We start from the raw sequence: 15,346 nt of genomic DNA, 5'->3' as shown, positions 1-15,346 counted from the left end.
GATCTTTTTCCCAAGTAACTGCGCAATTTTGAACGAAAGCGCTTCAGTTGCGCAGTTACTATATGCCTCGATTCGTTACCAATTTACAAATGCTTAACCAAACCACCCGTTTCCGCCCGCCGAGACGACCGGCGACGTCGGGCAGATTTAAGTCGGTGCGAGCCATGCCAATGGTTCGCAATGGTTGACAACACGGGTGACTTTCAAGCCAGCCGGAATTCAAGAAATTCCCCGGATAAATCCAATTTATCAATAGCCTGGACGCTGCCTCTCTATTTTCCGTCGTCCTTCAGGTAGTTGTTGCCGTTGATCACCAGAAGCCCGTCGGAACCTTTGTCCGGTTCGAATATGCTCATGGTCTCGGTCTTGCCGCTGGCGTCGGTCAGATCGAGGCGGTAGCCGGAAAGTTTGTAGCGTCCGCTGGCGCCCGGCCGGTTGCTTGACGAGGTGACGCCCGATTTCGATCCGCCGACTTCGTTCGTCGTCGAGGCGCCCGACCAGCCTGTGCGTTCGAAAGTACCGTTTCGATGAAGCCTCAGCGTATGGCTGGACGCCACCGATCCCGATGAGGTCGCGGTCATGCCGCTCGAGGCGAAGGTGGATACCCATTCGCCGTCAAGTGTCGTGCTCTCATCAAATGGCGGCACGGCGCGATAGTCTGCCTCGGCAATCACCAGGTCTTCGCCCTTTTTCGAGAATGTCTTAGTCTCTATCTCGATCGTGCCGTAGGCAGAGGTGACGCTGCGCGTTTCGATCGACCCGGCGGAGGAGAAGAAACCGCCGCCGACAAGCTTGTAGAGGCCGCAATCGGTCGGGGTCTCCTTACAATGTTCGGTGATGCTCCGGCCGCCCTTCGGTAGCTCTGTGCTGAACAGACCCTTCGGGTCGAAGATGGTGATCGTGCTGTCCGAATAAAAATCCATGCCGCCGAAGACATTCGGCCGGATTCCGGTATCGAGATGGGTGAAGACGCCGTCCAGCCCGCCATCGCCGCTCGTCGGCACGAGGTCTAAATCCTTGTCGGAAGGATCAAGCTTCACCGAGCGGACCAGGGCAGCGAAATCGGCCTCGGCGCCACTGCTTCTGTCACCGCTGACATTCAGCAGCACGAGCTGCAGAAAGGCCTGCCGCTTGTCGCCGGCGATGCCGACGACCATCTGGCTGATGCTGACGTTCTTCTGTTGGACGCAGCAGCGTTCTTCCGCGCGGATGTCATAGCCGTTTACCGAGACCCCGTAATGCTTGATCAGGATATCTTCCTTTGCCATGTCGGGCAGCGTCGCAACGAAGGTCTTCATGCCGGCCTGCAGGGAATTGCGCGCTGCCGCGAGCGGCTTGGTGATCTGAATCAGAGCATTGCCGCGCTTGTCGTCCTCCGTTTCCAGAAATTCCTTCTGGAGCATGAAGAGATTGCCCTTTCCGGCTTTCCTCCAGCCGGAAGCAGCATCGGGCAGGGTCACCGTCAGGCCGCCGATATCGGCGGGTGCGGCGAAGGATTGAGGGCTGGACAGTAGGGAAACGAGGACGAGAATGAAACCCAAGCCTGGTCTCACTCGACCGACCCGATCGATCTGTGCGTTGCCCATGTGCGCCTGCCCTCCTTTTCGACTGCTGCCGACGGGATTTGGAGCGGGGTGCGACGAGTTCAACCCTGAGCTTCATACAGGTTTCTTGAATGCTCCGAGGTGATGAACCCCGGCGACTTGGGTGAAAACACCCGAACCTCCAGAGTCGCGCCCCTCGACCTTCCGACGGACGCCGTCCTCAGCATCGGGCGGCAGGGTGGGACTCAGATCACGGGGTCTAAACCGGCCAACGTTGACGTAGCCGGCAAATGAATGTTTGCCATCCCTCGTTTTGCAGTGCACAATATTTGCTGATAACAGGGATGTGAGCCGTTGAGAATTTGCATCTACAAATCAGATGAAGCTCCTGAAGTGACGCTGTTCTTACGAGAAGGCGTACCGGTGCCCGCACATCCGAAGAGCCAAAAGTGGCGGCACATAAAAGCGGTTGTTGGCGAAGAGGTAAGGGCCGACCTTCTGACCCAGATAGAGATCGGCAATGGATGTCTTTTTGTCAACCTTGGGGCATCCCCGAAGCACTGATCTAGGCGGCTGGGTTAAACGCTGCTCAACCGACACGGAATATGCTCGCTCATTATTGTACCCGCCACCAATCTTTCAGGAGGCAAGCCTTGAAACCCCCGCTCATCTCGATTTAAAGATTGCGGTGAGCCTTTGAGGGTTCTAATCGCAGCCAGATGGACGTTCTGTCGCGGGTCAAAGTCTCCTACCGGCCGGAAGAAAAGCCACATGGCCTACTCCCCCATCGATTGGTAGAGCCAGTCGGCAAGCGTCTGGCGCGCCATGCGCGCACCGGCGCCGGGAATCAGTGCGTCGTCGGTCAGTTCGACGCCGAAATACGACGTGGATCGATCTGCTATCACCTGGCGTTCGTCTTCGTTCGCGGCGAGATAGATCCGGGCGATTTCATCGATGCCGAACTGCTCCGGACCGCCGATTTCGACGACATCGCCAAAGGGAGCACCGGCTGCCAGTTCCGCCAGGAATGCAGCGACATCTCCGGCTGCGACCGGCCTCATCAAGGCCGGTGGCAACCGAAAGACATTGTCTTCTGCACCGATGTCGATCAATCCGTTTATGAACTCGTAAAATTGCGTGGAGCGGAGGATCGTATAGGGTCGACCTGAAGCCCGGATGAGATTTTCCTGCACCATTTTCGCACGAAAATAATCGCTCTCCACGAGGCGCGGCGTGCCAACGACGGAGAGTGCGAGATAGTGCCGGACGCCGCTCTGCGCCGCAACTGCGAGCAAGTTCTTTGTCGACACCTTGAAGAAATCGAGCGCCGAACTGTCACCGAACGATGCGGCATTGGTCACGTCCACAACGACTTCGGTTCCCGCCATCGCCACGTCCAGTCCCTTGCCGGCAACCGTGTCGACGCAAAGCGACAATGATGCGGCCGCGACGTCGTGGCCCGATTGGCGCAGCTTCTCGCTGAGCCGCGTTCCGATCAGACCGCTTGCTCCCACCACGGTGATTTTCATATCGGCATCCTCTGTTGCATCTCGTCTGCAATGCCTCACGTGGGATCGACAATGACCGGAAAGCCGGACGCCTTCCATCGTGACTGAGGTCAGGCGTCCTAGGTCCTACGGCATAGCGGAACCAGCCCGAAGCTTAGGATGCGCCATCGGGAAAACAGAGCATTCTTCCGATCCGTCGTTTGCCCGAAAATTCCGGCTACATTCCCGCGCAATGCATGGGTTTCCATGAGTTGCGGTTGTGGTGCAGCGGGATTACGGTTCGTAACATGAGCTCGCCAGCCCCGAAATCGAGAATGACTGCTGCAGGAAATGCTGACGATCCGCCGGTTCTCTCTGTCCGGCAGGAGCAGTTGATGCTGAGCGTCTGGTCCCACCGTCCCCGGCTCCTGCATCTGGGGCTTTTCTTCCTCGCCTATGTACTCGCCTGCGGCTTCGCACAGTCGCTGGCAATCGTGCCGGGAACGGGTATTTCCATCTGGCCCCCGGGCGGGCTTTTCGTCGCGACCCTCATCCTCGCTTCCAGGCGCAGCTGGCCATGGTGGATCCTGGTGGGCTGCCTGGCGGAAATGTTCAGCAATTTCCTGTGGTTTTACAGCCCGGTGCCTGCGGCCTTCCTGATCTATGTCGGCAACGCTCTTGGAGCAATGGTCGCGGCATGGCTGGTGAACCGGACCTTGAAACATCCCGTTCAGCTGGAAACTCTGCGGGAAGTTCTCACATTCGTCATCCTGGCCGCCGGAATCGCACCGATCGTGAGCGCGACCGTGGGAAGTGCCACGCTTGCCTGGTTCGCGATCCAATCGCAATCCTTCGCGACGGCCTGGCCGCTATGGTGGATCGGAGACGCAACCGGTGTCCTCATCGTCGCGCCGCTGGCGTTGGTCCTCTTTCACAGCTGGCGCAGCAAGATGCAGTTCTCGGCCGCGCAATGGGTGGAAGCCTGCGTCCTGGGGCTGATCTTTCTTGGTGTCGCGGCTCTTTCGCTGAGCGGCTACCTTCCCTTCGCCTACATCATCATGCCGCCACTTCTCTGGGCCGCGGTCCGCTTCGAGTTCAAGGGCGCCGCGGTATCGCTCGCTCTGCTTGCTCTGATCACGGCGGTATTCACGATAACAGGCGCCAGCCAATTTTCCGGCGATCCCGAGTCCCAGAAACACAATCAGATCATGCTGCAGCTGTTTCTGGCTATCTCGGCATTTTCGGCGCTGATTGTCGCCGCCATATCCCGACAGCATCAGCAGGCGGTGCTCACTTTGCGCCAAAGCGTGGAGACATTACGCGAACGGGAACGGGAACTCTCACACCTCGTGGATATGGTTCCGAGCCACGTCTGGCGCCTGACGCCTGAAGGCGAGCCGAGCTTTTTCAACAAACGGATGGTCGATTTCCTCGGTCTCGATGTGGTGGATTTCGACAAGCCCGGCATGAGCCGGCTGGAGGCGGTTCTAGAGGCCACCATCCACCCCGAGGATGCGGCGGGGTTCGGAGACACCCTTCGTCATTGTCTCGTCAGCGGCGGCAGCTTTGCCATGCGCTATCGCCTGCGCCGTGCCGACGGCCTCTATCGCTGGATGTCGAGCCGTGCCGAACCAATGCGGGATCAGTCGGGGCGCATCGTCCAGTGGTACGGCCTTTGTCACGACATCGACGATCAGGTCCATGCCGAGGACGCTGTGCGGCGGAGCCAACAACAGCTCCAGCAGATCATAGACGCCGTGCCGGTCCGCATCTGGAGTGTGGAGCCCACCGGCGGCTCGTTCTATTTCAATAAGCGATATCAGGATCATTTCCGCTCCGTAATCGCCAATTTTGACGCTCTCGGTGAACCGCGTATCGACGATCTTCTGCAGCAGCTGGTTCATCCCGAAGACGCTCCCGATGTCCAGCGTACGCTCAGGAACTGCTTCGAGACCGGCGACGGCTCCGCCATGCGGTTTCGCTGGCTTGAAAAGGATGGCGTCTACCGCTGGGCCGAATGCAGGGTGGAGCCGCGGCGCGATGACGACGGAACGGTCGTGCAATGGTACGGCGTTTCTCTCGACATCGATGAAGAGGTACGCGCGCTGGAGGCGTTGCGCAATCGGGAGCGCGAACTCTCGCAGCTCGTCGACATGGTCCCGGTTCAGATCAGGCGTCTGACGCCGGAGGGCGAGCCGGTCTTTTTCAACAAGCGACTGATCGACTTCTTCGGTCTCGACGTAGGGGATATGGACAGGCCGGGCATGAGCCGGTTGGCGGCGGTCATTGGTACCCTCATCCATCCCGACGACGCCCCAATGGTGCTGGAGACGATCCACCATTCCCTCACCAGCGGCGAACCTTTCTCGATAAAATATCGCATGCGTCGCGTCGACGGTGCCTATCGCTGGGTCGATGGTCGCGCGGAACCGCTGCGGGATCAAAGCGGCGCAATCATGCAATGGTATGTGATCTCAGTCGACATTGACGATGAGATGCGCGCGCAGGAAGCGCTACGCGACCGGGAGCGGGAGCTTTCGCAACTCGTGGACATGGTTCCGAGCCTGCTCTGGCGGCTCAACCCGGAAGGCGCTCCGACCTTCTTCAACCAGCGCCTGATCGATTTTTTGGGTCTCGACATTGTCGATACAGAAAAGCCGGGCGTCAGCCGGCTAGCGGCGCTCATCGAGGCCGCCGTCCATCCCGACGATGCAGCCGGCCTCGAGCAAGCGCTCAACCATTCCTTTGCCACGGGGGAGCGCTTCTCCAGCCAGTATCGCCTGCGGCGCGCCGACGGCGTCTACCGCTGGGTGAAAGGCAGCGCGGAGCCGCTGCGGGATCAAAGCGGCCGGATCGTCCAATGGTATGGTCTGTCGCATGACATCGACGATCAACTGCGCGTCGAGGAGGCACTGCGGGAGAGAGAACGATCGCTCTGGCAGCTCGTTGAAACGCTGCCGGCAATGATCGATTGCGCAGCACCTGATGGAGAACCGATCTATCGCAGCCAGCAACTGCGCGACTTCCTCGGTTATAATCTCGATGAGTTGGATGGAACGGGCAAAACCCGGCTGGACGGCACACTCGATGCCGGTGTTCATCCCGACGATGTGGCAGGGGTCAAAGAAAACTATTCCCATTCGTTGTCCACTGGCGAGCCCTATGCGCGTAGGCACCGTCTGCGGCGCCATGATGGTGAATATCGCTGGGTCGAGACGCGTGCGGCACCGATGCGCAATGCCGAAGGCGTCATCGTCCAGTGGAATGTCATCTGCCTTGATATCGACGGTGAGGTTCACGCGGAGGAAGATCTGCGTCGAGTGCGAGAGGGTCTTGCACGGGCGAGCCAAGTGGCGAGCCTCGCCGAGCTGTCAGCCTCCATCGCCCACGAGGTGAACCAGCCGCTTGCGGCCGTCGTGGCGAACTCACATGCCTGCCAGCGCTGGCTCATGGCCGAGCCGCCGAATATGGAGCGGGCACAGAGGACGGTCGAGCGCATCATCCGGGATGCCAACTCGGCGGCAGATGTCGTCAGCCGGATCCGCGCCCTGTTCAAACAATCCGTGGACAGGAGGATCTCATCGACGCTCTCCGGTATCGTCAACGAAGCGCGCAACCTCATGGCCGACGAGGCCTGGCGTCGTCACGTTCGGATGGAGGTGGAGGTCGACCCCACCCTTCCGCCGATCGCAATCGACCGCGTCCAGATCCAGCAGGTTCTGATCAATCTCATCCGCAACGGCATCGAGGCAATGGACGCCACGACAGGCGACAGGGTCGTCGAAATCCGCGTGCGCCAGATTGGGAATATCCTCCAAACTGAGATCAGCGATCGCGGACAGGGCATCGACTTTCCCGAAAAGATGTTTGAGCCGTTCTTTACGACGAAGGAAAACGGCATGGGCATGGGGCTGGCCATCTGCCGCTCGATCGTCGAGCTGCATGGCGGACGATTGTGGGCCGAGAAGAACAATCCGCATGGAGCGACGTTGCTATTCACCTTGCCCATAGAAACGAAGGCGGCGTCATGACGGGTGATGACCATATCGTCTTCGTCGTCGATGACGATGAACGTGTTCGGGAAGCGCTCAGCGAGCTGCTGGACTCGCACGGCATGCGCGCCATCACCTTCGAATCGGCCGGCGACTACGTGAAAGCGGACAAGCCGGATGTGCCCTCCTGCCTCATCCTCGATATCGAGCTGCCTGACATCAACGGCCTCGACCTGCAGAGACAGATCGCCGACAGGGATCATCCGCCGATCGTCTTCATCACAGGTCACGGCGACATTCCCTCCTCGGTGCGTGCGATCAAGCACGGCGCGGTGGATTTCCTGACCAAACCCTTCAGCGATGCGGACCTGATGGCAGCAATCCACGCGGCGCTCGCTGAGGATCGGGAAAAGAGATCGCAACGCGCCGAACTCGATACGCTCAAACGACACTATCTCGACCTGACGCCACGAGAGCGCGAGGTGCTGCCGCTTGTCGTCAGCGGTCTTCTCAACAAGCAGGCAGCAGCCGAATTGGGGATCAGCGAAGTGACGCTGCAAATCCACAGAAGAAATGTGATGCAGAAAATGGCCGCGGCATCACTCGCCGATCTGGTGCGGATCGCGGAGAGATTGGAAATACCGATAACCCACTCGCGCCGAGTGGGAGGGAATTGAACATGAACAAGACAAGACACGTCGTGGCAATTGTCGATGACGACCCAAGGTTGCTTGAATCGATGGGCGACCTTCTTGAATCCGCGGGCTATGTGGCCCGCAGCTTCTCGTCGGCGGGCTCACTGCTCGTCAACGGGCTGTCGGACCTCGACCTGCTTATCACCGATATAGGAATGCCTGGCATCGACGGCTTCGAACTTCGTGACCTCGTGAGGAAGTCACGTCCGGAGCTGCCGGTATTCATGATCACGGGCCGCCACGAGATAGCGGATCAGGGGCGCGCTCAAGGCGCGAGCGGATTTTTCCGCAAGCCCTTCGACGCCCAGGCCCTGCTGGCGGCCATTGCCAACGCTTTGCATAAATCGACAGATGGAGGGTGACATGAGAGTTGACCAGCCGTTGCTGCGGAGATCGGCGCCGCTATCATTGCAGTGCAGTTATGAAGAGAACCAGCCGCTCGTCATTATCGTCGATGACGACGCATCCGTTCGCGAGGCGCTGTCGGAATTGATCCTGTCGGCGGGTTTCCAGTCGACCAGTTTTTCTTCGACCCGTGAATTGCTCGATGCCGATATCTTGGATAGCCCCGGCTGCCTTATCCTCGATGTGCGCATGCCGGGCGCAAGCGGCCTCCATCTGCAGCGTCATCTAGCCGAAAACGGCATTTCCAAGCCGATCATCTTCCTGACCGGACATGGCGATATTCCGATGACAGTCCAGGCGATGAAGGCCGGCGCCGTGGATTTTCTCACCAAGCCGGTGCGGGACCAGACGCTGCTCGACGCCGTGACTGCCGGCATTGCGATGGATGCCGAGCGACGGGCGGAAGCCGCGATCGCCGAGCGCAACATCAAGCGCCTGGAGACGCTGACGCAGCGCGAGCGCGAAGTTCTGCATGAAGTGGCTCGCGGCCGCCTCAACAAGCAGATCGCCTTTGATCTCGGCATCAGTGAAGTGACGGTGAAGCTGCATCGCAGCAATGTCATGCACAAGATGGAGGCCGCCTCCATCGGCGAATTGATCCGGGCCTGGGAAACGCTGCCCGCGCAAATGCGCCAAGTCGGTGCGCGCTAGCTTATAGGTGAAGGATGCCGGGCTCGAAGACGAGCCTGCCGCCGCTGTCCATTTGATGCGCGCCGTATCCGATTCGCGCCAAAAAAGACGATAGAGCGCCGATAATGGGTTTCGGCTCCGCACCCATGCGTTATCTCTAAATTAAAGCTCGGGGATATGACCTGTTGCCCGGCTTTGGTTCCCTAAAGGAGATCTCGCCTTGAACAATCAATCGTCAGTTGCGCCTTCCCCTGAAACCAACGCCTTCGACAACGAAGCAAACTTCCTGTCGGCCATGGGGAATGCCAAACGGCTTCACATTCTGCATCTGTTGGCCGAAGGAGAAATGTCCGTGAGCGTCCTGGCCGACGAGGTGGGATTGAGCCAATCTTCGACGTCCCAGCATTTGGCAATTCTCCGAGAACAGGAACTCGTGCAGACGCGAAGGGCAGCCCAGACGATCTACTATTCACTTCAATCCGCCGCAGCCACCGCGATGCTCGATACGCTCGCCGACATCTTCGGATGGCATCCTCGCTCCCCAGTGGAACGCGTCCGAGCCGTAGGCAGCTGACGAAATGACAAAGCGGTGCTCTTGCGGCACATGATCTTGTAGGCAACTCGGGATCGGCGCAGCGGCAACGAAGAGCAGCGCAATGGCGAAGTCGGCGAAAAAGACAACTGCGGCTTGAGCGCAAGCGCCAAGCTGAGGCCCTTCAGGGGCGTCCTTCCAGGCCGGGATGCGGTGGCGCGGGAGTCCAGCGATGCTTCGCCCACATGCCCCCCCGCAACGCATCGATCCCTGATGTACGTTTGATGTACGCCTCCTAGACCACGGTGTGATTACGCCTCCATTGCGAATGGAGATAATGAATCACATCAGCAACGGAACAGTCTGGAGGAAGCGGCCATGACTATGGACGTAACGAACGGCCAGCGCCATGGAGGCGATCATGGACGTATATGAGGCAGTCAAAAGTCGACGGTCGGTGCGAGGGTTCAAAGACGAGCCTGTGGACAGGGAGGTGCTTGAGCGTGTGCTGTCCGCCGCAGCTTGGTCGCCGTCAGGATCGAACATCCAGCCGTGGAATACCTATGTGATGACCGGCGCATCGCTGGCAGAGCTCAAGACGTCCGCCGTCGAGCGCGTGGCCCATGGCGACGCCTGGGATAAGCGGCAATACGAGATGTACCCGGCCGGGCTGAAGCCCCCCTACGGCGAGCGCCGGTCCGCCTTTGGCAAGGAGCGCTACAGCGCGCTCGGCATTGCGCGCGAGGACTGGGAGGCGCCAGCGGGCAGCAATCGCCAACTGGAACTGTTTCGGCGCGCCCGCCGCCCTGTTCTGCTACATCGACCGTGACCTCGGCCTACCCCAATGGGCCGACGTCGGCATGTATCTGCAGACCGTCATGCTGCTGCTCCGCGCCGAAGGTCTGCACAGTTGCCCGCAGATGGCGTGGTCGCAGGTTCGCGAGACGGTGGCGGAGGTCCTGTCGCCCCCGGACGGGCTCATCCTCTTCTGCGGCATGTCGATCGGGTACGAGGATCCCACGGTCGGTTACGCCCGTACAGGCCGCGCCCCGCTCGACGAGACGGTCACGTTCCTCGGCGATTAGTGACTTGCGATCAAAGAACAGGAAACCACCTCTGTGATCCTAGCGTATGATACGTCCCTTCTCATGCGAGATATTGGAGAACGCCATGACCACGCATAAAGTAGGCTACCTCATCGGCAGCCTCGCCAAGGGCTCGATCAACCGCAAGCTCGCCAAGGCGTTGGTGCGGTTCGCCCCGCCGGAGCTTGAAATGTCGGAGATATCCTTCAAGGACCTGCCGCTCTACAGCTACGACTATGACGCTGATTATCCTCCGGCTGGCAAGGCATTCAAGGCGGCAATCGCGGCCGTCGATGCCGTGCTGTTCGTCACGCCCGAATACAATCGATCGATACCCGGTGGGCTGAAAAACGCCATCGACTGGGCGAGCCGCCCCTACGGCACCAACTCGTTCACACGCAAGCCGTCAGCGGTGATCGGCACGTCGCCGGGCGCGATAGGCACAGCGGTCGCCCAGCAGAATTTGCGCAGTGTGCTCAGTTTCTGCAACTCTCCCCAGATGAACGCCCCGGAAGCCTACATCCAGTTCACACCTGGGCTGATCACCGATGACGGCGAGGTCACGAACGACAAAACCGCCGATTTCCTTCGCACGTTCATGCAGGACTTCCATGTCTTCATCGCAAGGGTTCGCTCAGTGCTGCCGAAAGATGCCTAGAACAGGACGATTTTAGGCCCATCGGCCTAAAATCTAAATCCTGTTCTAAATTAGTGAGTTAGAGCATGAGGTCGTCCGAAAACCGCTGACACTTTTCGGCGTCATGCTCTAGAAGCGTCGTCCTGCGGGAGCTTGCCGGGCCATCCGGTTGGCCAGTTCCTGTTTTTAAAGCGGCAATGCCCTCAGGCGAAGGCGTAGGAGCCGTCGGGCCGCTTCGGCACGCGCCGCTGCCAATGAATGTAGCCTTCCTCTTCCATCGCCTTCTCGTCCATTTCGACGCCCCAGCCAGGCCGGTCGGGACGCAGCTCCAGATAGCCGTCCTTCGGCAGATAGGGATCGACGACGTAACGGGTTTCCCCCTCCCGCTTCTCGATATCGAGGCCGCCATAGACGTAGGCCTGTCCCTTTGGCAGCCGGTATTCGAGGATGCGAAAATTCTGTGCCGCCGCCGAAAAATGAACGTTGACCGCCGTCGCAAGCGGACCCATCGGGTTGTGCGGGGCCACACCGACGAAGAAGGCTTCGGCAAGCGTGGCGATGCGGCGCATTTCGCTGATGCCGCCGACGACGCAGATGTCAGGCTGGATGAGGTCGGCGCCCTTGACCTGCAGCAGGCGCAGGAACTCGTTTCTGTTATAGAGCGACTCGCCGGTCGCCAGCGTGCAGTTGAGACCCTGTTTCAGATCGCCCCAGGCCTCGATATTTTCAGGACGCAGCGGCTCCTCGAAAAACAGAGGGTCGTAGGGCGCCAGCGCATTGCCGAGCTGGCGAGCGGCGATCGGCTCGAAAATCTTGGCATGGGCATCGAAGGCGATCTCATATTCGTCATTGACCGTTTCGCGAAGCGAGCGGAAATAATCCGCCGAGGCTTTGACGACATTGCCCCAGCGATTGGAGTGCATGTCGATACGCCAGGGGCTGAGCTTGAAGGCGGTGAAACCCCACCCCTCCTTCAGACGATCGAACTCGTCGCGGGCCGCCGGCGCATCCGGCGCGGTATAGACCCCGGCATAGACCTTGATGCGGTCGCGCACTTCGCCGCCGAGCAGCTTGTAGACCGGGACATTCACCGCCTTGGCCGCAAGGTCCCACAGGCAGTGATCGAGCGCGGAGATCGCGGCAAGACCGAGCGCCCCCGGCGGAAACCGGCTCTGCTGGATCAGCAGATTGACAAGATACTCCACGCGTGTCGGGTCCTGGCCGGAGACAAATCCATAGAGATAATCGAGCAGCGGCGGCAGCGCCTTGTCGGGGCCGTGATTGTAGCATTCGCCCCAACCCGTCAACCCGTCATCGGTGTCGAGCGCGACGATCACGCGCGGACGATCCTTGTCGCGGGTCATGAAAACCCGCATGCGGTCGATCTTCATCTTTCTGTCCTTCTAGCGATTGAAATAGGTGCGGCGCGACTGGCGCGTCTGCACGTAGAGATGCTCGTTGTCGGTTCCGGTATTGTAGGCACCGGCACTTTGCGGCACCGAGACATTGCCGTTGCTGGGGAAGCGCGCCACGAAGGCCTCGTCGATATCGCAGCCAAGTCCCGGGCCATCAGGAACGGCGATCAAGCCGTCGACCTGTTGCGGATGCGGCACGATCGTCTGGCGGCGGCCGTCCCAGTCGTCGTCGAGGCGCTCGAGGATGAGCGCGTTGGGGATCGCGGCGAGCAGATGCAGAGCCGCATATTCCGCCACCGGTCCGAGCGAACCCGAATGCGGCGCCATCTGGATATGATGGGCTTCGGCCATGGCCGCGATCTTCTTCATCTGGGTGATACCGCCGGCCCGGCCGGTGTCCGGCTGGATGACGTCGACCAGTTCCTTCTCGATGAGCTCACGCTCGCCGAAGATGGTCGCCGAGCGCTCGCCGGCGGCAAGCGGCACATGTGCTGCGTCGCGGATGCGCCGGTAGCCGTCGATATTCTCCGGCGCGATCGGATCTTCCACCCACATCAATTCATAGGGTTCGAGCGCCCGCACCAGCCGGCAGGCATCCGCCGGTGTCAGCCATGGCGGTCCGTGCAGATCGATAGCAATATCCATGTCGTCACCGACGGCGTCACGGAGCGCGGCGACCTTGCGGACCGGATCGGCGACACCGCCGCACTTGATCGCCTTTATGCCGCGTTCCTTGATGGCAAGCGCGCGCTCGGGAGTATTCGCATGCGAGTAGATCGGAATCCGGTCGCGCATCTTGCCGCCGAGCAGCATCCAGACCGGCACACCGAGCGCCTTGCCTTTGATGTCCCATAGCGCCATGTCGATGCCGGTCATCGCACCGCCTCCGACCGTCCCGAGCATGCCATGTCCCATCATGGCGATATGCATCTTCTGCCATAGCCGTTCGGTATGGGCCGGATCTTCGCCGATAAGGAGTGGGGCGAGATCATGGATCGCTGTCTCGACGACGCGCGGCCACCCTGAGCATTCACCGATGCCGGTGATGCCCTCGTCGGTATCGATCTTCAGAAAGAGCCAGTTTCTGGTGCCGCCGAACTGTTTCGAGGCGCCACTGCTGGACCGTTGGTCGGAAGCCCAGTTCGCGGGATCAGGCTGACCGACATGCATGAGAAAAGTGCGGATTCCGGTGATTTTCATCGCTGCAAACTTCCATTCTTCAAAATCTCCGGCGCGACGTAGCGGAAACGCCTGGAATGGTCGCGATCACGCGGATCAGGGCGCGGGATCGCTGATATGAGCGCCTGCGTATAGGCGTGCTCGGGCGTGCGGCAGACCTTCTCCGCGTCGCCGATTTCGACGAGCTGGCCTTTGTACATGACGCCGACACGGTCGCACATGTAGCGGATAACGCCGATGTCATGACTGATGAAGATATAGGCGAGCCCGAGTTCGTCCTGCAGGCGCATCAATAGATCGAGCACCTGCGAGCGCACCGAGACGTCGAGCGCCGAGGTCGCCTCATCGGCAACGATGACGCGCGGATTAAGGGTGATGGCGCGGGCAATGCCGATGCGCTGGCGCTGGCCGCCGGAGAAGGCGTGCGGGTAGCGTTCGCGCGCCCTCGGGTCGAGGCCAACCTGCTCCATCAGATGGCAAACGCGCTCCTCCAGCGCCCGCCCCTTTGCGACGCCATTGACGAGCAGCGGCTCGCCGATGATTTGCGAGACGGTCATGCGCGGGTTGAGAGAGCCGAAAGGATCTTGAAACACCATTCGCAATTCCCGCCGTGCCGCGGCAAGCGTCTGACCTTTTGCCGTTGCCAGATCGATGATGTCGCCGTCGGCGCGGCGATAGAGGATTTCGCCTGAAGTCGGATCGATCAGCCGCATGATCGAGCGACCCATCGTCGTCTTGCCGGATCCGCTCTCGCCGACGATGCCGAGCGTTTCGCCGGGCAGAAGCGAAATGGACACATCGTCCAGCGCTTTCACCTCGCCGAAATCCATTGATACATTGCGGAGCTCGAGGATCGGTGGCGCCGTCGTGTCGAGCGGCGGGCGCGCCAGCCGGATTTCGGCCTTCGCTTCCAGCTTCAGCACCGAGCCGATCAGCATGCGCGTATAGTCGTCTTTCGGTGCATGAAAGATCTGCTCGACCGGCGCATATTCCTTGGCGACGCCGTTGTGCATGACGAGCACATCATCGGCGATCTGCGCCACGACGCCCATGTCATGCGTGATGAAAAGAACGGCCATGCCCTTGGCCTTTTGCAGCCGGGCGATCAGGTCGAGAATCTCGGCCTGCGTCGTCACGTCGAGGGCCGTGGTCGGCTCGTCGGCGATCAGCAGCTGCGGTTTGCAGGCGAGCGCCATGGCAATCATCGCGCGCTGGCGCATGCCGCCGGAATATTGAAAGGCATATCGGTCCAGCGCTTTTTCCGGCGAGGGAATTTCGACCTGGCTGAGCAGCGATATGGCTTCAGCGCGCGCCTCTGCCTTGCTCATCCGGGTGTGAAGGCGAAGCGCCTCGACGATCTGGTTGCCGACCGTGTGGATCGGCGACAGCGACGACATCGGCTCCTGGAAGATCATGGCGATGTCGCGGCCGCGGATCGCCCGGATCTGACGCCCGCGCGGATTGAGGCTGGTCAGATCGATCGAGCCGCCGTTCTGATCGTTCAATATGATCGATCCGCCGGATATGCGGCCAGGCGCATCGACGATCTGCAGGATCGAACGCGCCGTCACCGATTTGCCGGATCCGCTTTCGCCGACGACACAGAGCGTCTTGCCCGGCTCGATCGAGAAAGACAGATCGCTGACGGCGCGGAAGACGCCGGTGCGCAGAGGGAACTCGACCGTCAGATTTTTCACCTGGAGCAGCGGCCTGCCGGCAATAGGAGGGGTATCGGTCATGCCGGC

11 protein-coding genes and 1 pseudogene are annotated in these 15,346 nt (G+C 60.3%); 7 read left to right on the top strand and 5 right to left on the bottom strand.

The genetic code is table 11. The features are described from left to right. Positions 1 to 272: 272 nt before the first annotated feature. Positions 273 to 1,586 carry a hypothetical protein gene (locus AC25BC_RS27505; protein WP_128439743.1) on the bottom strand — a complete coding sequence of 438 codons (1,314 nt, stop codon included), beginning with the start codon at positions 1,584 to 1,586 and terminating at the stop codon, positions 273 to 275. Between the two features lie 734 nt (positions 1,587 to 2,320). Further along, the gene (locus tag AC25BC_RS27500; protein ID WP_128439742.1) at positions 2,321 to 3,073 is read right to left on the bottom strand and encodes an SDR family oxidoreductase; all 753 of its coding nucleotides are present in this window, start codon (positions 3,071 to 3,073) and stop codon (positions 2,321 to 2,323) included. Positions 3,074 to 3,426: 353 nt separating this feature from the next. Between AC25BC_RS27500 and AC25BC_RS27495 the strand changes: the two genes are divergently transcribed. The 7 genes and pseudogenes from AC25BC_RS27495 to AC25BC_RS27465 all read left to right on the top strand — a co-directional run bounded on the left by AC25BC_RS27495 (position 3,427) and on the right by AC25BC_RS27465 (position 11,028). After that, on the top strand, positions 3,427 to 7,062 hold the full coding sequence (locus tag AC25BC_RS27495) for a PAS domain-containing protein (protein WP_128439748.1): 3,636 nt from the start codon (positions 3,427 to 3,429) through the stop codon (positions 7,060 to 7,062). Beyond that, a complete protein-coding gene (locus AC25BC_RS27490; protein ID WP_113547494.1) occupies positions 7,059 to 7,700 on the top strand; it encodes a response regulator transcription factor in 642 nt (213 codons plus the stop codon). The genes AC25BC_RS27495 and AC25BC_RS27490 overlap by 4 nt, the downstream gene beginning before the upstream one ends. A gap of 2 nt (positions 7,701 to 7,702) precedes the next feature. Continuing rightward, on the top strand, positions 7,703 to 8,080 hold the full coding sequence (locus AC25BC_RS27485) for a response regulator (protein ID WP_003550117.1): 378 nt from the start codon (positions 7,703 to 7,705) through the stop codon (positions 8,078 to 8,080). Between the two features lies 1 nt (position 8,081). Continuing rightward, positions 8,082 to 8,774: a response regulator transcription factor gene (locus AC25BC_RS27480; RefSeq protein WP_128439741.1), complete on the top strand. Its 693-nt coding sequence runs from the start codon at positions 8,082 to 8,084 to the stop codon at positions 8,772 to 8,774. A 199-nt stretch (positions 8,775 to 8,973) separates the two neighbouring features. Next, on the top strand, positions 8,974 to 9,327 hold the full coding sequence (locus AC25BC_RS27475; RefSeq protein ID WP_128439740.1) for an ArsR/SmtB family transcription factor: 354 nt from the start codon (positions 8,974 to 8,976) through the stop codon (positions 9,325 to 9,327). 379 nt (positions 9,328 to 9,706) lie between these two features. Further along, positions 9,707 to 10,370 (top strand): annotated as a pseudogene (locus AC25BC_RS27470) (nitroreductase). Positions 10,371 to 10,455: 85 nt separating this feature from the next. Continuing rightward, positions 10,456 to 11,028 (top strand): NADPH-dependent FMN reductase, encoded by a 573-nt coding sequence (locus AC25BC_RS27465; RefSeq protein WP_003562623.1) that lies wholly within the window; start codon positions 10,456 to 10,458, stop codon positions 11,026 to 11,028. A 182-nt stretch (positions 11,029 to 11,210) separates the two neighbouring features. On the opposite strand, the gene AC25BC_RS27460 is transcribed toward AC25BC_RS27465, so the two are convergent. From AC25BC_RS27460 to AC25BC_RS27450, 3 genes are read right to left on the bottom strand one after another with little or no spacing between them, the layout of a single operon-like run. Further along, on the bottom strand, positions 11,211 to 12,398 hold the full coding sequence (locus AC25BC_RS27460) for a galactarate dehydratase (protein ID WP_011649533.1): 1,188 nt from the start codon (positions 12,396 to 12,398) through the stop codon (positions 11,211 to 11,213). Between the two features lie 12 nt (positions 12,399 to 12,410). After that, positions 12,411 to 13,622, bottom strand: a complete 1,212-nt coding sequence (locus AC25BC_RS27455) for a mandelate racemase/muconate lactonizing enzyme family protein (RefSeq protein WP_003562627.1) — start codon at positions 13,620 to 13,622, stop codon at positions 12,411 to 12,413. Continuing rightward, a complete protein-coding gene (locus AC25BC_RS27450) occupies positions 13,619 to 15,340 on the bottom strand; it encodes an ABC transporter ATP-binding protein (protein WP_003562629.1) in 1,722 nt (573 codons plus the stop codon). Before AC25BC_RS27450 ends, AC25BC_RS27455 begins: the two co-directional genes overlap by 4 nt. Positions 15,341 to 15,346: the final 6 nt, after the last annotated feature.

The sequence above is a fragment of the Rhizobium sp. WSM409 genome (assembly GCF_057653825.1).
The sequence above is the reverse complement of the archived record's forward strand: the minus strand, read 5'-3'. Positions and strand labels throughout refer to the sequence as shown.